We start from the raw sequence: 18,399 nt of genomic DNA on the forward strand, positions 1-18,399 counted from the left end.
ACTTCACGAGAATGTTACGGAACCATCCAGGTGAATCCGCCCCAACCCTTGCCGATCTGGGCCTTGCCTGCGAAACCGCCGGTGCCGTTCCCCGAGTAGAGGAAGAGACGTCCTGCGGAGTCACGGGCCACCAGATCGGCGCTGCCGTCACCGTTGAAGTCGCCGGGGCCTACGAGAGTGAAGCCGTTCCACCCGGTACCGGCCTGGGTGCGAGTGCCGAAGCCACCCGTTCCGTTGCCAGGGTAAAGGAAGAGCTTCCCCGTGGAGTCGCGTCCGAGCAGGTCCCTGTTGCCGTCACCGTTGAAGTCGCCGGGGCCAACGATGGTGTAACCGTTCCACCCGGACCCGATCTGCGACCGCGTCTTGAAGCCACCGGTGCCGTTCCCCGGGTAGAGGTTCAGCGTTCCGTTACTGGCCCGGGCAATCAGGTCCACATTGCCGTCGCCGTCGAAGTCACCGGGTGTGACGATCCCGAGACCGCTCCAACCGTTACCGATCTGGGTGTCCCGCTGGAGGGCCCCGTTCCCGGTTCCCGCGTACAGCCAGAGCCGCCCCGCGCTGTCCCGAGCCACGACATCGGAAATGCTGTCGCCGTTGAAATCGCCGGGGATCAGGATCGCGTTCATGCTGTTCCAGCCCGTACCGATCACACGGCTGGCGAGGAAGCCGCCGGAACCGTTGCCGGGGTAGAGCAGCAGCTGTCCGGCGGAGTTGCGGACTACGACGTCAGGATTGCCGTCGCCGTCCATATCCTTGTTGACAGCGGACGCACCGACGACGGAGATCGGAACAATCTCGTCCTTCTCGCCCGTCGCGTTGTGGTGGTGGATGAAGAGCGCCGTCGCGTCGGTAACGTTCTCCTGACGGTTGACGTTGAGCGTTACTCCATCGGCCGAGACGAACGACGCGGATGCCGGCTCCCCACCCTCGAACCACAGGGCAGGTTCCGTGACGTTGAAGTTGATCCAGTCGGTGGTGTCCACGGGCCCGTTCGAGACACCATTCTCATCAACATTCAGCGCACTCGAGGTTGAGACGCGGTACTTGACTGGCGCCGAGGCACTCAGCGCCGCAGCGTCCATGCCCAGCTCGGCGACAGGAACCGGCAGGGTGATGACATTCGTGTCGAACGTGTTGGTGTCCACACTGCCGTCCACCCCGTTGGCGAAGTAGAGGTCGGTGTCGAAGACGGGGTTACCCGCATCGTCGATGGTCACCACTTCGAACAGGATCAGGTCCAGCGTCGGAGCCGCAGGCCCAAGGTCGCCGGCCCGCAGGGTCTGAACGATGTAGTCCACGGTGTCGTCGCCGTCGGTGTCGATATCAATCGATACACCGTTGTTGCCCCCGAGCTGCGCCCAGTTCTGCCACGTACTGATACCGAAGTTCAGGACGCCCACAGCCGGATCCCCGGCTGCATCGATAAGTGCCGGAACCGTTGAAGCGGCACCGACTGCACGCAGGTCGAACGAGTACAGGGACTCGAGCGCACGCTCGGCCGCCTTCGGGCTTTCAGCACCGAGAACGAGCGGAGAGATAATCGACTGGTAGGCAGATTCGCCCGGAACTCCCTGATCGAGTCCGCGACCGGACAGCGCGATGGTGCTCACCAGATCCGAGGGATCATCGAAGACAATCTCCGGACCGGCAGAGATGTCGGACGTGGGCTTCGGAGCCGAATAGACGGGAACACGGAGTTCCTGCCCGTCCGGACCAGCCAGCTGCACACGGCCGGAGACGTCAGCGAGGTACTGGCGCGGGATTCCGGCCTGGGTCGGTTCCGCAGCGGGATCGATGGTCTTGGCCAGCGCCGTCGGATCCTGGATGGTCAGGGTGACGTCCAGGACGGCGGGATTGTTGGCCGGAACCGTGATCACCGCGGGGGACACCGAGATGACAACGCCGGGCATGGTCGATGCCTCAAGGTAGCTGGTGTTGTAGGTGATTGGAGCATTCGACCTGTTCTGGACTGTGACCTGCTTGGTCACAGTCAGAGCTTCGGTCCCGAGCTCCAGCACGCCGAAGTTCACCGACGTGAGCGCGGGCTGCTCCGTCGCGTACGCCAGAACGGACGTATCCAGAGCCTGGATGGCGTCCACGCGGCCGGAACCAACACGGTTCGGTGCGTAGGGGATTCCGCCGTTGGTCAGCAGATCGTGCGTCGCGGTGTTCATGATGACGCTCTTGGCCTGGTACGGGTTGTACTCATTCCCGGAAAGGACCAGTGCGGCGATGCCGGCAACGTGCGGCGCTGCCATGGAGGTGCCGCTCTTCACGGAGGCACCGTCGCCGGACCCCACCTGGACCGAACCTATGGAGACTCCGGGAGCAGTGACGTCGGGCTTGACCACGCCGTTGGAGCCGTGGACACCCCGCGAGGAGAACCCGGCAAGGGTGTCCTGTGCGATCGAGGGGCCAGTGGCTGTTGCCTGGTAGGTGGCATCGAGACGGATCTGGAGAGTGCCCTGCTCCGCGGCAGGCTCAAGTGCCTCCGAGGACGCGCGGTTGAGCTGCACACCGGGGATGGTGCTGTTTCCGGCGATGCCCGACTCGAAGACATCGCGTGGTGAGCTCAGGACTACGCCTGCTCCACCTGCGGCCTCGACATTGTCGAACCTGGCGGTGGAACCGCAGGGGAAGGGAGCCTCGAGAATTTCCCACTCCAGCCAGACCCATTCCCCGTCGAAGGTGCCGGCCGGGAATGCCTCACAGCCGAAGGGGTCCAGGCCGGCCGGCGGCTTCACAACCGTTCCGGTCAACTGGGCTTCCGTCGCCTCGACGTAGTTGAAGTTCACGCTGTACTGACCAGCCGCGGTTCCCTCCTCGGGCGCCAGCACATCGACGCGGTCCAGAGTGACCTGGGAACCTACGCTGGCTGCAACGGTGAGTGCGGATTCGGCGCTGCCGGGGGAGCCGCCGATGTCGTAGACATCGCCGTCGTTACCGGAAGATACAACCGAGAGGACACCCTGCGCGGTCAGCGAATTGACGATGTCGTTTTCCGGGTCGTCGTACGCGGGGAAGGAGGATCCGAGCGACATGTTGACGATCTGCGCGCGATCGTCGAAGTTGCCGTCACGGTTGGGGTCGAGGACGTAGTCCAGTGCCTGCCCCACAACGAGGCTTGAACCTTCGCAACCGAAAACGCGGAGGGCAACGATGCCGGACTCGGGAGCAGATCCCGGGCCGATGCGCATCGCGTTGACGTCGTCCTCGCTCAACGTGCTGTAGTCACCTTCGAACGTGGTGCCGTCGGCGGTGACACCGTAACCGGAGGACGTGCCCGCAACGTGGGAACCGTGACCTTCGCAATCGAGGGGGTTCAGGTCCGGCTGGGGCGTTGAGCGCACCGGGTCGTCGGCGTTGTAGGCGTCTCCCACCAGGTCATAGCCGCCGCGGAACTTGGCCGGATCGTAGAGCGCAGGATCAGGTACGGTATCTGCCTTTGCCAGCTCGAACGCTTCGATGGTGCCCGGGCCGCCGAAGCCCGCATGGGTGTAGTCGAGCCCGGTATCCAACACGGCGATGGTGATTCCCTCACCGGTGTTTTCTCGGGCGTTCCACGCCTCCAGTGCGCGGGTGTCGATGACCGCGCCCTTGTTGCCGATGGTCTTCGGCACGATTCCGGTGATCTTGACGACATCCGGACGTGCAGCGAGTGCCCTGATTGCCTCAGCATCGCCCTGAATCGCGACGCCGGGGATAGTGTTCGTGGTGGTGTACAACTGCGAGGCAGAAGCTTGGGCCGCGACTTCAGCCGCCTTCGCCTGGATACCGGCGCGAATCTCCAAAACCCGCGCGGTCCTTTGGATCGGGGTGGTGAACCCATTACTGCGGACTGTGGCCGGCTGCGTCTGTTCGAAGGCTCCCTTGCCCGCGAACTGGACGAAGGCCGCCGTCGGGCCCGTTTTCTCGGCGATTTCCCGACTGACCTTGGCGTCGAATGCCGGTTGAAGTGCGATGCCTTCGGCAGTAGGGCTCCCGGAATCCGGCGCCTCCACTGCTGACGCTGGTGCCCACATGCTGGAGGCCAGGACGAGGCCGGTCAGCGACGCCAACACAGCCCTTCCTGATCCCCGGCGGTATGACTTGCTCATGCTTCTCCTTAAGAAGGAAGAGTCAAGGCCATACCGCTTGAGTCCATCGCTAGCCCCCCGCAGTACTGCTGGCTCGGCCTCAGACCGGTGTGAGTGAGATTCCCTGTGTAGCGACGGGTGGCCAGCAGCAATGTGAATCTCCCTTGAGCTTCACGGTTACAGCTTTATGCGTTCTATCTCACAAGTCAACGAATCCGGAGTAGTTAACGGAGCGGTTAATGCGGGCAAACAACTGAAACGAATGCAGCCGGGTGGTTCAAGGCCTCAAACCCCTGCTGCGCCGCCCTGCCAGACGGCGTCGAAGGGCGCGTTCGAGGAGACCCTGTTCCTGATCCCTTCGGTGACAAAAGCCTTCGCAGTCCGGGCCGCTTCGAGCGGTGCCGCACCCTTGGCCAGCTCCGCCGCGACCGCCGCTGCCAGCGTGCAACCCGCACCGCTGACCGCGACATCGCCCACCTTGGGCGCTCTGAGTACTTCCAGCGTCTCGCCGTCGTAGTAGACGTCGACGGCGTCGCTACCTTCCAGCCTCACGCCACCCTTTGCGAGCACGACGGCGCCACTTGCCTCATGGATGCGCCGGGCGGCGTCCTTGAGGTCCTCGACCGAACGAATCTCGATCCCCGAGAGTGACTCTGCCTCGAAATGATTCGGAGTGACGAACGTGGCCAGCGGGAGGATATTGGCCTTGAGCGCCTGGTCAGTGTCCAGCGCGGCGCCGGGCTCCTGGCCCTTGCAGATGAGGACCGGATCCAGCACCACGTTCAGCCACTTCTGGGACCCAAGTGCTCCCGCTACGGTGTCGATGGTCTGGGGCGTGCCGAGCATGCCGATCTTGACGGTGCCGATCGAGTAGCAGGACTGGATAGCCTCGAGCTGGTCCGCAATGACATTCGCGTCCACAGGGACGAACCGGTGGTTCCAGCTGTCCTTCGGATCGAACGAGACTATGCAGGTGAGCGCCGCGATGCCGTAGGTGCCCAGTTCCTGGAATGTCTTCAGATCCACCTGTGCACCGGCGCCGCCGGTAGCCTCGGATCCGGCGATGGTCAGGGTGATTTCTGGTGCTTCAGTAACCATTGCACCAGTGTGCCCGACGCCTCACGGCTTGCGCCAACGCCTGGCTGCCTACGCAAGCCGCGCGCCGTCGTCGTGCTGGAACTGCGGGGAGGGCCGATCCGCTGAAGCCGAGCGTGGGACAATTGATGGTCCCGGGACAGCCGGGTAACAGTGCTAATACAGCGAGCCTTCCGGGCTGCGCGAACCACTTCTATGAATGAGAACCATGACTCAACTGCAGGAACATGCCCGCGCCCGATACGCAACCCTGGGCAGCCCCATCTTTTCGATCATGCTGGCGGTGCTCGCCGTCGTCGTCATCCTCTCCAACATCGGTGCCTCGAAGGGAGTAGTCATCGGGCCGATCGTTGGCGATTTCAGTATCATCACCGACGGCGGATTCTTCCTCTTCCCACTCGCGTACATCCTTGGCGACGTAATCAGTGAGGTATACGGGTTCAAGGCTGCGCGGCTCGGGATTATTGTGACGTTTGTGCTCTCCGCCTTTGCGTCGCTGGCGTACGCCGTCATCATCGCGTTGCCCGGGTTCGACGACGAATTCGGCGTCGCAAAGCAGGAGGCACTGGAACTCGCGCTCGGCCCGGTTCCGCTGATCGTGTTCGCGTCACTGCTCGGGTTCCTAGTGGGCCAGCTGCTCAACTCGCTGGTTCTGGTGCGCATGAAGGCCCGGTTCGGGGAGCGGAGCATGGTGGCGCGTCTCGTTGCGTCGACTGGCGTGGGCCAGTTCGCTGACACGCTCATCTTTTGCGCCATCGCCGCGTCGGTCATCGGCATTACGGACTTCCCGACGTTCCTGAACTACCTCCTCTTTGGCTTCTTTTACAAGACGCTGGTGGAGGTACTCTTCCTGCCGATCACGACGGCGGCCATCCGCTGGGTGAAGCGCCGGGAGCCGAGCTACCGGGACGCGGCGTAGTAGCGCCCCAGCACCTCGGCCTTGAGATCGAAGTACGTCCCGTCCTCGATGGCGGCGCGGGCGTCGTCGACCATCCGGATCACGAAGCGTTCGTTGTGGATCGAGATGAGCGTCGCCGAAATCATCTCCTTCGCCTTGAATAGGTGGTGGATGTACGCCCGGGTGTAGTGGGTGCAGGTGTAGCAGTCGCAGCCCTCCATGAGCGGGGTGAAGTCACGCTTGAACCGGGCATTGGAGAGGTTCCACCGACCGTCCGGCGTGTAGAACGCAGAGTTTCGCGCAACGCGGGTGGGGGAGACACAGTCGAAGGTATCCGCCCCGTTCTCGATACCCGTGAACAGGTCGTCGGGTTCGGAGATACCAAGAAGATGGCGCGGCTTGTCCTCCGGCAGCTCATCGGCGCACCAGCCAAGGATGGTTCCGAGGTTCTCCTTCTCCAGCGCACCTCCCACACCAAACCCGTCAAAGTTCATCGCCCCGAGATCCTGCGAGGCCTTCCGTCGGAGGTCCTCGTATTGCGCGCCCTGAATTACGCCGAACAGCGCCTGATACGGCTTGTCGGCGCGCGAAATCGTCAGCCGCTCGTGCTCGGTGATGCATCGCTCGGCCCACAAACGGGTCCGCTCCAGTGACTCCTCCTGGTATCCGCGCGAATTCATCAGGGTGGTCAGCTCATCGAACGCGAACATGATGTCCGCCCCGAGCTGGTGCTGGACCTGCATCGAGATCTCCGGGGTGAACCGATGGCGGTCGCCGTTGAGGTGGGACACGAACCACACGCCGTCGTCGTCAATGTGGGCCAGGCGTTCCTTGCCCACCGCAACGCGGTCGTCGTCACCGGCGTGCTTGGACGCGGCAGCGGAGTCCATGGTGATGACCTTCTTGAACCCGGAACCCAGGCTCATCACCTGGAAGCCGCCGGAGTCAGTGAACGTGGGCCCGTCCCAGTTCATGAACTTCCCCAGGCCGCCGGCTTCGTCGAGGATGTCCGCCCCGGGCTGCAGGTAGAGGTGGTAGGCGTTCGCGAGGAGCGCCTGCGCGCCGGCGTCCTTCATGGACTCCGGCAGCACAGCCTTCACCGTGGCCTTGGTTCCGACGGCGATGAACGCCGGAGTCTGGATCTCGCCGTTGGGGGTGGTGATGGTCCCGGTCCGGCCGTGCAGGCCCTCGCCTGCCGTGGTGGTCTCGCTGAGGCGTTTACCAATGGAGAACGAAAAGTCTGATTGTGGCACCAGCCCATCTTCTCAGGAATCAGGCGCTGGCCCCTGCCTGGTACTCACGAACGCCGAGCAGGACCGGAGCTAGCCTTCGAGGCTCGAGGTCTCCAACGGCTTCGAGGAAGGATAATGCTGCCGGCGGAAGGCGTCCCAGCTGTCCCAGGCCGACCGTAACAGGTTCGCTCCCAGCTCGTAGGTGGTGATTATGGCGAGGCTGGACCGGTTCTGGAGCGACGGTTGATCGGCGACGATCACCAGTCCCTCACCGTGCTCTGCGTACTCGGACACTGTCAGGCCGAGCTGGTTTTCGGTGCGGAACCAGACAGTGCCGGTCAGTTCATGCCCGTTCGGGAGGCTGAGCGAGTAGGAGTCGCCGGGCTGCTGCAGCTGTTCGGCATGCAGTTTTTCGATGATGGACTCGCCATCGTCTGATTCACCCGAGAAGAACGCCGTGCGCCGGTTCGTTGAGGGGTGGCGTTCAAGGGCAAAGCGCAGCTGCTGGAGGAAGGTGATCCAGCCTTCGGTTATCTCGTCGGATTCGCCCTCCACCCGTTCAACCGTGACAACGCAGCCGTCGCTGACCGGTTCAATCTGGAAGGTGTCACCGCCGTCGACGGTCAGGAAGGTGTGGTCCGGCCCTTCAACCACCGACGGAGCGAAGTAGATGGAGCGGATTTCCTCGTCGAGGGTTTCGGCATCCCACCCGTGCCACTGCCGGATCAGCCGCGGTTCACGGAGCATGAGCCACAGCTGACGTGCGTCCGCGTTGATGTGAACGCGGAGCGGGTTTGGATCTGCAACCGGCACATCGCGGGCGGGGTGCTGTTCGGTGCTGGACTGTGTGAAGGGACCTGTCGAGTCACTCATGCGCGCCACTCTACTCCCGCCACTGCGAGCTAACCAGAGGTGGCTGTTCTTCCGTTGAGTGCCCGGATGGCGAGCAGTTCGTGGCCGATGCGCCGGTCAAGCGCTTCAGCACTCAGGGTCTCCGATCCGCCATGTGCCCGCAGATGCAGGAGTGCCGCCAGCCGTAACCCGCGCCAGTCCTTCTCTGCGGCAGGGTTATTGGTCGACCGCGCGATTTCCCGGTCATATAGGTTCGGCTCGTTGAGCTGGCGCTGGCGCACCGTTGCGGCCACCTTCGCCTTCAACGGGTCCGTTTCGGCCTCCTCGGCCGTTCGCAGAGCAGCGGAGTAGCCGGCGGCACGGGAGCCGTCGCCGTCGTTCTGGGTGAGGTGGACGGCCAGCGCCAGGCAGCCCTCGATGAGATTCCAGCGGCCGAAGTTCCCGTCGAACGGTTGGTCCGTGAGCAGATCACAAACCTTGAGCGCGCTCGCTGGGTCGGAGAGATCGACGTAGAGGGTCATCGCCAGGTCGCGAATGTCCTGCAGGCTGCTGCCGGACTTGAAGTTGACGCCGCGGATGAGTCGTTCGGCAAGCTCATGCACTCGCGGGCTTCCAGCGTGGATAGCAGCGACGTGGGCGATCAACGCTTCCGGCGATCCCTCGTCAGCGGCGATCTGGGCGAGTTCCTCAGGTACCTCGGCCTGAACCGTGGATCCGGTTGCAATACGCACCGTCTCACCGGATTCCAGCGTGGCCACGACAATGGCCGGGACACCGAAATCATCGTGTTCGACGACGGTGTCCACCACTTCGCTGGTGCGCTTGCCTCCCGGGAGGAGGAGCTTGCGGCCCGCGCTCACTGCCTCCGCGGCAAGCGGTTGTACCCGCGCGTCCACATCGCTGTCGATCATTGGAAAGTCCTGCCTCACTGCGTGTTGCCCCCGGGTCCGAAAACAAAACCGGTCTATAAGAACGGTAACGCCTCAGCGGCCCCAACCGGCGTAGGCGAGCGCCTGGCGCAGCAGACTGTCGCGGCCGCCGGAGAACTCAGAGCTGACTCCCGGGCTCAGGGCCTCTTCCGGCGTGAGCCAGGTCAACTCCAGTGCGTCCTGCCGCGGGTTGCATTCGCCGGTCACAGGAATGAGGTAGGCAAGTGCGACGGCGTGCTGCCGGTCGTCGGTCAGCCCGGTCTCCGAAGGAGAGGGGAAGTACTCGGCGATGGTGAACGGCACCGGGCACGGTGGCAACTGGGGGAGCGCGAAGGGACCGAGGTCCTTCTCAAGATGCCGCAGCAGGGCCGCACGGATGGTTTCGCGGTACATTACGCGTCCGGAGACGAAGGTGCGCACCATCTCGCCCTGGTCGCTGGCCTGCAGCAACAGCCCTACTTCGGTGACATACCCGAGCGAATCGCACCGGACCGGAATGGCCTCCACATAGACCATGGGCAATCGGCGGCGTGCCTCGTAGAGATCGTCCTCGTTGAGCCAGCCGGGGTTAGGGTCTGGGGTGCGCAGGTTCATACCCTCTGTTTTATAGCAGACGCAGGCCCGAGCAACTCTGACGCGCTGTACTTCGGCCATCGGCTGAATCGCCATCCGGCAGCAGTACCCTGAACGCATGGCCGTCGAACTGCCCGAGCTGCTGCTGCCCGATGCGCATCAATGGAGACTGTGGCTGGAGGAAAACCACGCGTCGTCCTCCGGGGTGTGGCTCGTCCTCCACAAGAAGGGCGGCACGGTGACAGCCCTGACCTACGCCGCGGCCCTGGACGAGGCGCTGTGCTTCGGCTGGATAGACGGCCAGGCCAAAAGGCGCGACGGCGAAAGCAGCTTCCAGCGCTTCACGCCTCGCGGCCAGCGCAGCATCTGGTCCCTTCGCAACGTCGGGCACATTGAGCGGCTGGAAGCGGAAGGCAGGATGCATGACGCAGGCCGCGCCGCCGTCGAGCAAGCGAGGGTGGATGGGCGGTGGGAGCGGGCCTACGCGGGGTCGGCGACAGCCGTCGTGCCTGAGGATCTTGCGGCCGCGATTGCAGCGAACCCGGACGCACAGGCAATGTTCGACGTGCTCACCGCACAGAACCGGTATGCGCTCATCTTCCGACTCAGCCAGTTGAAGACGCCGTCGGGACGGGAAAAGAGGATTGCCTCTTTCGCGGACATGCTCGCCCGTCATGAGGCGCCCTACCCGCAGAAGCGGAGGCCTTAACGGAAACAGGAGGTTCCGGGCGCAGGGCCTGGGACCTCCTGTTCTGGGGCTGTGTTTCAGGCGCGTCCCGTGTAACGGCCCTCCGTCTGCTCCGCGGGAACGTAGCCAAGGGAAACATACCGGCCGCCGATAACTCCGGCGGGCACAGTTCCGCTGCCCTCGGTGGTGACGTAGCTGCCGGCGGTTGCCGGGCGTGAATGCGTCGTGACGTAGGTGCCGCCCTGCGGTGCACGGTATTCGGCGGGTCGGCTTTCGGTTGTCTGGATAGGTCGGTTCGCGAGAAGTGTCATGTGATGTCCTTGTCGATATGGGTAGGTCTGTCTGGGCGCGTCAACCCAGGAAAAACTGTGAGTCGGGTGGCTGGACCCGGTAAGAAAGTCTTGCGGGGCAACGGCTAACTCAAGCCTGGAGGGCGACCGGTGTGGCGACGTTGCCGGCTGAAGGGGAGGAGCGCTGCGGTCCTGGATGACCGGGCGCCGCTGGAGGCGGCTGTGCGTCTCCCTGCGGGAAAATCGGATGCTGACTTTCCGGCCGTGTTCTCAACGCTAACAGTTATTTTGAGTCACTCATAATAACTGCCCAGTATCGTGGCGGAACTAACATGCGAAGCTGGTCGGGCTCAGGCCCGCCCGGTGCAGTGAACGCGCACAAAGCCCGCGCGAAAGACTGGTCGTTACGGTTGGGCAACCGCCCGACGGTCCAGAGACGCTGCCGGATGTGATCGCCTCCGGAGCCTGATCGCGACTGTGGCGATGACGATAATTGCCGCGGTAAGGCCGGCGAGAACCGCCGTCGTCGGTGATTCCGGTGCGCCGGCGGCGCGGCCCACTGCGATCCAGGCAAGGCCCCAACCGATGGCGGCTGCGACGGCAAGGCGGCCGTTGCCGGATAACGCGAGGAGTACGCCAATCGCCGCGACAATCATGAGCACGGTTCCCGTCCAAACTTCCGGGGCCAATCCGAAACCGCCAAAACTTCCCGCGACCAGTGCTGCCGCGATGTTTGCACAGACGGCCACACACACCCAGCCCAGGTAGAGGCCGAGCGTACCGTCGGTGACTATTCCGTCAACGGCGGAGGTGGGCTTTTCGGACGTGAAAATCGTGAAGCTGACGGCGAGCACTAGGAGCAGGGCGCAGATGACCGCCACGCTGCCCGTGAGTAAACCCGCTTGAACGGACAGGATCCAGGCCGCGTTCAACAGCATTGACGCGGCAACCCACCAGCCGAGGCGGCGCTGGCGGCGCGAGGACCGCTGCGACGGAAACCACTGATACACGGTGTAGGCCCCGAGGCCTGCGTAGAAGACACTCCAGATGCTGAATGCAGCGCCGGCCGGGGCCAGAAGTGTGGCGTCCGCGCTCAACGCTCCTCCGGCGGCTTCATCGATCGGAGTGCCGCCGAGGGCGCCCGAGCCGATAGCCGTGCCGATGATGCACAGGGCGAAGGCAACCGTCACGCCGATCTGCCGAAACCGGTCTGATTTCCATGTCATTATCTCCACGATAAAGACATAAGGGGGCTGGTGAAGTCCCCTACTTCCCACCTGAGGTGCTCGGTTCACCGATCAGATGGCGCGCACAAGCGTGAGACGCGAGTCCGACATCAGGCGGGACTGTTCGTTGCTCTCGCGCCGATCCAACTCCTCAGTGAGTTCTTCCCTGCGGAATTCAGTCTCCGGTTCTGGGGCTCCGCCCAAGTACTCCGCGTCCAGCTCACGATGTACTTTGCTGTTGAGCGCGTGCAGGGCGGAGTCATCCAGTTCGCTAAGATTCGCCGGGAACGACTCTGTGGGGTGGATTCTGCTGTTGTAACTCACGATTTTCAGTCCTTGTCTTTCGGCCTTGCGCCCTGTGCTCTTCGAGGCTGAGCATCGAGAAGAAGAAGGCATGAGGGTCGCGAGAACGCACCGGGTAATACCCGGAGAATTTTCAGGAGCCGGGCCAGCGAGGCGGATCAGGTTGGTGGGCAGCCACAGCTCGGCTGTGGCGCGCATGGCAACGGATCCTACTGGCTGAAGATTCGTTGAAGTACAGGGTCTAAGCGGACGGGAGGCCTTTGCGGTTGCTCATCGTGCGGTCAGACGGGACTTGTGAAGCGTTGATGCAAGAGGGGTAACTCGACTCCCCTCCTTCCACACGGTACAGCAAGAACTTGTACGTGGGTTCTGGGGGCGAGTCTCAGGACCGCACCGGGAGTACACACAGCTCGTTGCCCGACGGGTCGGTGTAGATGCGCCATGGCAGATCACCCCAGTCCGGCCGCAGCTCGCGGCCACCGCGCTCGGCGATGCCCGCCGCGACTTCATCGGGATCGTCTCCCTCCTCAAGACGGAGGTCGAGGTGCAGTCGGTTCTTCGCAGTGCCCTTTGGGGCCGGCTCAGGGCACAACTCAAGAAGGGGGCCTCGCAATGATGGATGGCGAAGAGTCGGGGTGGCCCCTGCCACATGCGTCCAGCCGGTCAACCATGACCAGAACTTCGCGTCGTGATCGGGGTCGGCTGAGTCGAGCGGAAGCGCGGCGATCGGTCCGGTGTCAACGTAAGCGGCCCGGTCCTCCATCACGCAGCACGGATTGCCCTCCGGATCGGCAAGTACCACCCAGGGGGTGTCACCCTGACCGATGTCGAGGTGTCGTGCGCCCAAGCCGAGCAGCCGGTCGACCTCTTCGGCCTGACGGGCGCCGCCCTGGAGATCGAGGTGCAACCGGGGCGCGGAGGATGGCGGCTCGGGGACACGCTGGAAGCATAGGTCGAGCACCGGTCCGCCCTCGATGGTGAGCCGGGTTTCGAAGCCATCAACGTCGTCTGTGAGCCGCTCACCTCCAATCACAGCCTCCCAAAACCGACCCAGCCGTTGCGGCTCGAGGGCGTCAAAGACGAGGTTCTCCAGGTACATGGACCACACCGTAGGCCGGTAGGTGTCGGCGTCTCAAGCCCTGACGACACCTACCTGCAGCGGCCTTACGGCATCAGGCGCCGTCGGGACCCGAGCAAGGCAGTACCTCAGGCGGGGGAAGATGACGGTGCTGCCTCGTGGCTTGACAGTGCCGGGTCGGGGAGAACGGGTGCTGTGATCAATTCACGGTCGTAGGTGACAAGCGCGTTGTTCTCGATGATTTGTTCCCGTGAGGTGACAAGGCCGCTGCGCTTGTCTCTGGTCAGACGGATGATTCTGTTGCGCCGGTACACACGCCCGTCGATCTCCTGAAAGTGGGCGCCCTCTTCGCGGATATGAAACTTCACCGACGGGACTCGTTCAGCGCGGAGTTCCCCACAGAGGTGCTCATCGGTGGTGCTCACCATAACCTGGTAGGCCTGGTCTGTATCGTTACGGACGCGGTAGTCGAGGTAGTTGTAGATGATCGATGTGCCCGTTCCGAAGGGGATCTGGCGGTTGAAGTCCGGGAACAGATCCACTTCGCCGTGATGGTGGTGTTCTACTATCGTCAGTTCGCTGTGCAGGACCATCCAGTGCAGCAGGTTGGTGAACTGGCACAGGCCTCCGCCGATGCCTGAGTCGGCTTTGCCATTGCTGATCACGAGGCCCTCGCGGTAACCCTTGGCCTCAGTGCATCTGCCCACCAGGTTCCAGAATGAGAAGGTTTCCCCCGGTTGGATGATGATGCCATTCACCAGCGGTGCGGCGATCCCCAGGCTGACAGCCTTGTTTTCCTGTAGATGGAGGTCTACGTTTCCCAACTTGCGGCGTATCAGCGAGTTATGGCGGTACACCACAGCCGGCAGAGGATTTTCCGACCGCTGCAACGCGAAGGTGGTCGGCGAAAGAAAGTCCCGCCACTTTCGGGTAAGAATCATCCGCTGAACGGAGATGCGGTAGGCCAGAGGCGAGAGCTCGCAGAGCAGTTTTCGTTTCATTTTTCCCCCAGTGAGTCGGCGTGATGAGGCCTGAAACGACGCGTGGCCGTCGTCACAGACATTGTTCCAAGCGCTCTGCAGGAAATGAAAATCTTCCTACCGCGAGAGCCGGCTCCGGAACAGCAGATACACGAAGTACGGTGCGCCGAGCAGGGCGGTCAGCAGGCCTGCCGGCAGTTGCGCCGGCGCGATCATCGTCCGGCCGATCAGGTCGCCCACACAGACCAGCAACGCACCGAGCAGCATGGCGGTGGGGATCGCGAGCCTGTGCCGCGCCCCCACCAGGGCCCGCGCGGCATGTGGCGCTACGAGCCCCACGAAACCGATGACACCGATCCCGGCCACAGAAGATCCGGTCAGCACCACCGCACAGACCAGCAGGATCAGACGCGTTCGCGGTACCGCAATGCCCAGCAGCTTCGGAGTGTCCTCATCGAGCGCCAGTAGATCCTGGGTTCGGTGCAGCGCTCCGATAATCGGCACCGTCAGCAGTAGTGCAACGGTCATCGGGATCAGGTGATCCATGGACCGCCCGTAGGTGGAGCCGGACAGCCAGGTCAGCGCCTTGGCTTCATTCCACGGGTCGGTCAGCACGATGAGCAGGGTGATTGCGGCCATCGCCGCCGCCGAGACTCCGATTCCCACGAGCACAAAGCGGTCGGTCTGCAACCCGCCACGAAACGCCAGACCGAAGACGACGGCGGCAGCCACCGCCGCGCCGATGCCCGCCGCTCCGGCAATGACCCAGAACCCGGCCAGCGGAACGAAGGTGATGACCGCGACTGCACCGATTCCCGCACCACCGGACACACCAATGATCGAGGGCTCGGCCAGCGGGTTGCGGCTCACCGCCTGGATTGCCGTTCCGGCCAGGGCCAGTGAGGCGCCGGCAAGCAGCGCCGCGGCAACACGCGGGAAGCGTGCGTCCATCACGCTGGACACCACCGGCCCGGCCTGACCGGATAGCCAGTTCGCCACGTCGCCGAGCAGCAGCTTCGTGTCGCCGAGAAGCAGTCCTGCAACCATTGCGGCGAGCAGCAGCACCGCAAGAACTCCAACGACGACGGCGCCGGCTCCGGGGCGTGTTCCCCGCAGGGACACTGAACGCGCCTCCCGCGTGGGACCTGAGGTCCGCATCCGGTGCGCGAGGATCACCAGGAAGACTGCGCCGAACATGGTGGTCACAACACCGGTCGGGACCTCTACCGCGCTTTGTGCCCCGACCAGGGCGCGCAGCAGGACGTCCGCTCCCAGTACGAGGAAGATGCCGGTCAGGGCGGACGCGAGGATCAGCGCGATGTGCCGGTGCAGCCCGGGAATCCTGGCTGCGGCCAATCGAACGACGGCGGGAGCGGCGAGACCGACGAAACCGATCGGCCCGGAGATGGTCACCGCCGCGGCCGACAGCAGGACGGCAAGCACAATGGCCAGCACCTGCGTGCCGCGGACGTTGATGCCCAGCACGCGGGCCTGATCGTCCCCGAGGGTGAGCATGTCCAGCGAGCGGGATTTCAACAGCAGGACGATCAGCACGAGCCCGATCAGCGGGGCAAGCACAACAAACTTGTCCATCCCGCTCTGCCCCAGGGAGCCGGCGCCCCAGGCGAACAACCCGCGGGTCTCCTGCGCGAAGAGGATGATGAGGGTCTGGGTCAGGGCGGCGAACGCCAGCGCGATCGCTGACCCCGCAAGAACAAGCCGCACGCTCCCGGACTGACCCGTTCCCGCCAGCGCGAGAACCAGGGCCGCGGCGCCTATCCCTCCGAGGAATGAAACTCCGACGGCGCCGAGCAGCGGAACCTGCAGCCCGAGCGCCGCAACCGCGACGATGGCCAAATGGGCGCCGGCGTTGACCGCGAGGGTGTCGGGGGAGGCCAGCGCGTTACGCGAGACGGACTGCATGATCACGCCCGCAACACCGAGTGCCACACCCACCAGTACCCCGGCTACCAGCCGCGGAACCCGGCTGGCGCCGACAATGGCTGCCGTCTCAGCGTCGTCGTTCCCCAGCAGCAGGCCAACAATGTCCGCCGCGTCGACCGCAGATGTGCCCTGGGTGATGTGCATCAGGGCGAGGAGAGCGGTGGCCGTGCCAAGGAGAAGGCCGAACACCGCGAGCCGGAACCCTGGCCTCGCGTCAGCTCCCTGTGCTGAGGCGGCGGCGCGAGTCAGGGTTTCCGGCGTCATGTTGCGTTCTACTTCTCAGTTACCGGGGCAACAGCGGAGACTGCGCTGTCTATGATTTGCTCCATCGAGGTGGGACCGCCGAACATCCAGATGGAGTCCGGGAAACGCTGGACATTATTGGCCTCGACGAACGGCAGCGACTTCCAGATGGCGTTGTCAGCGAGCTCGTCCTGGTAGGGGTCGCCGAAGCTGTCATTGGCGATGTACCAGAAGCGGGTGTCTTCAGGGAGCGCGGTGAGGCCTTCAACGTCGGTCTGCGCGAGGCCGTAGACGGGATCACCTTCCATCTCCCAGGCGTTCTCGAAGCCGAGTTCCGTGAGCACATCGGACACCAGTGACCCGGTAGCGAAAGGACGGACGGAGACGCTGCCGGCGTCGACGTAGGCGTCGGAGAAGGCAACCGGCGTTCCGGCGGCTCCCGCTTCCTCGATGGCCGCGCGTCCCTCTTCGACCTTGGCCTCGAAGTTTGTCTTCAGTTCGGCTGCCTTGTCTTCGGTTCCAGTGGCCTTGGCGATCAGGTCGAGGTTCTCGAACATCTGCCCGATGTTGTCGGACGAATCACCGCCCGGAACCACGATCACGGGGGCGGTCTTCTCGATCTGCTCGATGGCACCCTCAACCAGTTGGTCGGTGACGAGGACGAGGTCCGGTTCGAGGGAGACGAGGGTGTCGATGCTCGGTTCACCGCGGAGGCCGATATCGGTCACGCTGTCATCGAGCGGTGCTGAGCTCACCCAGGTGTTATAGCCCTCAATATCCGCAACGCCCACCGGCATGATGCCCAGCGACACAACGTTTTCGACGACGTTCCACTCGGTCCCGGCGATCCGTTCGGCAGGTCCGTCGAGCACAACCTCTTTGCCCCGGGCGTCCGTGATGGTGATGGACTCGCCGGTTGCGCCGGCCGTTTCTTCCGCGGTGCCTGCCGCTTCCTCGGTAGTGCCGCAGGCCGACAGCGTGAGCAGGGCTGCCACCGCGAGGGCAGCAAAAATCTTCGGTTGTTTCATCAGGGTCATTTCTGTGAGGGCGCGGGCGCGCAACTGGGGGAAAGGTGAATCAGGAAGCTTGAAGAACCGTTTCGGTGGAGTTACCGACGGCGTTGTGCCGCCCGACGGCACGGGTGTGGACGGTGCCTCCGGAGACCGTGACATCGACGCGCACTCCGTACGCGGCCGAAAGGTGTTCGGCGGTCAGCACCTCAACGGGAGAACCCTGCGCGCGGACAGCGCCGTCTTCGAGCAGCACCACGTGGTCGGCGATGGCCGCTGCCTGGTCCAAATCATGCAGCACGACGCCGACAGTCACCCCGTGATGGCTCGCCAGGTCGCGCACGACGTCGAGAATTTCCACCTGATACCGGAGGTCCAGATAGGTGGTGGGCTCATCGAGCAGCAGGACACCCGTGTCCTGCGCAAGGCAGCTCGCGAGCCAGACGCGCTGCAGTTGTCCACCGGACAGGGCCGCGACCGGGCGGTCCGAAAGTTCAGCCGTGCGTGTCAACTCCATCGCATGCGCCACGACGGCGGCCCCGTGCGCATCACTGCCGGTCCAGCGGCTGCGGTGCGGGTGACGGCCGAAGTCGACAACCTCACGCACGGTGATCCCGGCCGGCACCGGTCGGCTCTGGGCGAGGAGGGTAACCTTGCGGGCGAATTCCTTTGGGGAGAGCGCTAAGACGTCGGTGCCGTCGGAGGTAGTGACGCTTCCAGTGTCGGCCGTGTGCAGGCGGGCAATGGTCCTGAGCAGTGTCGACTTTCCGCTGCCGTTCGGGCCGATCAGTGCAGTGACGGTTCCGGGTTTGAGCAGGAAGGACACATCCCGAACCGCCGGCTGGCGCCCGTAGGAGATGCTGATGTCGGCAACGTCGAGCCCTACAGGTGAGGTGCAGGGCGCTGTGCGGAACACGGGTTCGGCGAGGGTCACTCCACTAAGGTAAGGCGAGCCTTAGTGAGTTGTAAAACATTACGCAAG

At 63.9% G+C, this 18,399-nt stretch carries 16 protein-coding genes; 2 read left to right on the top strand and 14 right to left on the bottom strand.

Features of this window, described 5'->3' with window-relative positions; all coding sequences use genetic code 11:
* Positions 1–14 precede the first annotated feature (14 nt).
* Together AC4D2M_RS14190 and AC4D2M_RS14195 are read right to left on the bottom strand one after the other, a co-directional pair.
* Positions 15–4,097: a S8 family serine peptidase gene (locus AC4D2M_RS14190; RefSeq protein WP_490892537.1), complete on the bottom strand. Its 4,083-nt coding sequence runs from the start codon at positions 4,095–4,097 to the stop codon at positions 15–17.
* 264 nt (positions 4,098–4,361) lie between these two features.
* On the bottom strand, positions 4,362–5,174 hold the full coding sequence (locus AC4D2M_RS14195; protein WP_490892538.1) for a hydroxymethylpyrimidine/phosphomethylpyrimidine kinase: 813 nt from the start codon (positions 5,172–5,174) through the stop codon (positions 4,362–4,364).
* 205 nt (positions 5,175–5,379) lie between these two features.
* On the opposite strand from AC4D2M_RS14195, the gene AC4D2M_RS14200 reads away from it, so the two are divergent.
* Positions 5,380–6,090, top strand: a complete 711-nt coding sequence (locus tag AC4D2M_RS14200) for a queuosine precursor transporter (protein ID WP_490892539.1) — start codon at positions 5,380–5,382, stop codon at positions 6,088–6,090.
* Here the strand turns inward: AC4D2M_RS14200 and tgt are convergent.
* From tgt to AC4D2M_RS14220, 4 genes are all read right to left on the bottom strand, one after another.
* On the bottom strand, positions 6,072–7,325 hold the full coding sequence (gene tgt, locus AC4D2M_RS14205; protein ID WP_490892626.1) for a tRNA guanosine(34) transglycosylase Tgt: 1,254 nt from the start codon (positions 7,323–7,325) through the stop codon (positions 6,072–6,074). The two genes, AC4D2M_RS14200 and tgt, sit on opposite strands and share 19 nt — an antisense overlap.
* Positions 7,326–7,391: 66 nt before the next feature.
* Positions 7,392–8,174 (bottom strand): SRPBCC domain-containing protein, encoded by a 783-nt coding sequence (locus AC4D2M_RS14210; protein WP_490892540.1) that lies wholly within the window; start codon positions 8,172–8,174, stop codon positions 7,392–7,394.
* A 29-nt stretch (positions 8,175–8,203) separates the two neighbouring features.
* Complete coding sequence (locus AC4D2M_RS14215; RefSeq protein WP_490892541.1) at positions 8,204–9,064, bottom strand: DUF6707 family protein; 861 nt, start codon at positions 9,062–9,064, stop codon at positions 8,204–8,206.
* Positions 9,065–9,136: 72 nt separating this feature from the next.
* Positions 9,137–9,676, bottom strand: coding sequence for an NUDIX hydrolase family protein (locus AC4D2M_RS14220; protein WP_490892542.1), 540 nt, complete (start codon positions 9,674–9,676; stop codon positions 9,137–9,139).
* Between the two features lie 97 nt (positions 9,677–9,773).
* Between AC4D2M_RS14220 and AC4D2M_RS14225 the strand changes: the two genes are divergently transcribed.
* Positions 9,774–10,364 (top strand): YdeI/OmpD-associated family protein, encoded by a 591-nt coding sequence (locus AC4D2M_RS14225; RefSeq protein WP_490892543.1) that lies wholly within the window; start codon positions 9,774–9,776, stop codon positions 10,362–10,364.
* Between the two features lie 56 nt (positions 10,365–10,420).
* Here AC4D2M_RS14225 and AC4D2M_RS14230 read toward each other — a convergent pair whose 3' ends face one another.
* The 8 genes from AC4D2M_RS14230 to AC4D2M_RS14265 all read right to left on the bottom strand — a co-directional run bounded on the left by AC4D2M_RS14230 (position 10,421) and on the right by AC4D2M_RS14265 (position 18,351).
* Positions 10,421–10,654 (bottom strand): hypothetical protein, encoded by a 234-nt coding sequence (locus AC4D2M_RS14230; RefSeq protein ID WP_490892544.1) that lies wholly within the window; start codon positions 10,652–10,654, stop codon positions 10,421–10,423.
* 383 nt (positions 10,655–11,037) lie between these two features.
* A complete protein-coding gene (locus tag AC4D2M_RS14235) occupies positions 11,038–11,859 on the bottom strand; it encodes a TspO-related membrane protein (RefSeq protein WP_490892545.1) in 822 nt (273 codons plus the stop codon).
* A gap of 72 nt (positions 11,860–11,931) precedes the next feature.
* On the bottom strand, positions 11,932–12,183 hold the full coding sequence (locus AC4D2M_RS14240; protein ID WP_490892546.1) for a hypothetical protein: 252 nt from the start codon (positions 12,181–12,183) through the stop codon (positions 11,932–11,934).
* A 361-nt stretch (positions 12,184–12,544) separates the two neighbouring features.
* Positions 12,545–13,261, bottom strand: coding sequence for a VOC family protein (locus AC4D2M_RS14245; protein ID WP_490892547.1), 717 nt, complete (start codon positions 13,259–13,261; stop codon positions 12,545–12,547).
* 107 nt (positions 13,262–13,368) lie between these two features.
* Entirely contained in the window at positions 13,369–14,241 is an 873-nt protein-coding gene (locus AC4D2M_RS14250; protein WP_490892548.1) for a VanW family protein, read from the bottom strand.
* Between the two features lie 96 nt (positions 14,242–14,337).
* A complete protein-coding gene (locus AC4D2M_RS14255) occupies positions 14,338–16,428 on the bottom strand; it encodes an iron ABC transporter permease (RefSeq protein ID WP_490892549.1) in 2,091 nt (696 codons plus the stop codon).
* Between the two features lie 8 nt (positions 16,429–16,436).
* Complete coding sequence (locus AC4D2M_RS14260) at positions 16,437–17,435, bottom strand: iron-siderophore ABC transporter substrate-binding protein (protein WP_490892550.1); 999 nt, start codon at positions 17,433–17,435, stop codon at positions 16,437–16,439.
* Between the two features lie 49 nt (positions 17,436–17,484).
* Positions 17,485–18,351 carry an ABC transporter ATP-binding protein gene (locus tag AC4D2M_RS14265; RefSeq protein WP_490892551.1) on the bottom strand — a complete coding sequence of 289 codons (867 nt, stop codon included), beginning with the start codon at positions 18,349–18,351 and terminating at the stop codon, positions 17,485–17,487.
* Positions 18,352–18,399 lie beyond the last annotated feature (48 nt).

The organism is Arthrobacter sp. TJ-270 (genome assembly GCF_058269075.1).

Excerpts from the sequence above, each read along its gene's own strand:
- AC4D2M_RS14260 (WP_490892550.1), bottom strand. The coding sequence starts at position 17,435 with ATGAAACAACCGAAGATTTTTGCTGCCCTCGCGGTGGCAGCCCTGCTC.
- AC4D2M_RS14255 (WP_490892549.1), bottom strand. The coding sequence starts at position 16,428 with ATGACGCCGGAAACCCTGACTCGCGCCGCCGCCTCAGCACAGGGAGCT.
- AC4D2M_RS14245 (WP_490892547.1), bottom strand. The coding sequence starts at position 13,261 with ATGTACCTGGAGAACCTCGTCTTTGACGCCCTCGAGCCGCAACGGCTG.
- AC4D2M_RS14235 (WP_490892545.1), bottom strand. The coding sequence starts at position 11,859 with ATGACATGGAAATCAGACCGGTTTCGGCAGATCGGCGTGACGGTTGCC.
- AC4D2M_RS14225 (WP_490892543.1), top strand. The coding sequence starts at position 9,774 with ATGGCCGTCGAACTGCCCGAGCTGCTGCTGCCCGATGCGCATCAATGG.
- AC4D2M_RS14250 (WP_490892548.1), bottom strand. The coding sequence starts at position 14,241 with ATGAAACGAAAACTGCTCTGCGAGCTCTCGCCTCTGGCCTACCGCATC.
- AC4D2M_RS14220 (WP_490892542.1), bottom strand. The coding sequence starts at position 9,676 with ATGAACCTGCGCACCCCAGACCCTAACCCCGGCTGGCTCAACGAGGAC.
- AC4D2M_RS14190 (WP_490892537.1), bottom strand. The coding sequence starts at position 4,097 with ATGAGCAAGTCATACCGCCGGGGATCAGGAAGGGCTGTGTTGGCGTCG.
- AC4D2M_RS14215 (WP_490892541.1), bottom strand. The coding sequence starts at position 9,064 with ATGATCGACAGCGATGTGGACGCGCGGGTACAACCGCTTGCCGCGGAG.
- AC4D2M_RS14230 (WP_490892544.1), bottom strand. The coding sequence starts at position 10,654 with ATGACACTTCTCGCGAACCGACCTATCCAGACAACCGAAAGCCGACCC.
- AC4D2M_RS14210 (WP_490892540.1), bottom strand. The coding sequence starts at position 8,174 with ATGAGTGACTCGACAGGTCCCTTCACACAGTCCAGCACCGAACAGCAC.
- AC4D2M_RS14200 (WP_490892539.1), top strand. The coding sequence starts at position 5,380 with ATGACTCAACTGCAGGAACATGCCCGCGCCCGATACGCAACCCTGGGC.
- AC4D2M_RS14195 (WP_490892538.1), bottom strand. The coding sequence starts at position 5,174 with ATGGTTACTGAAGCACCAGAAATCACCCTGACCATCGCCGGATCCGAG.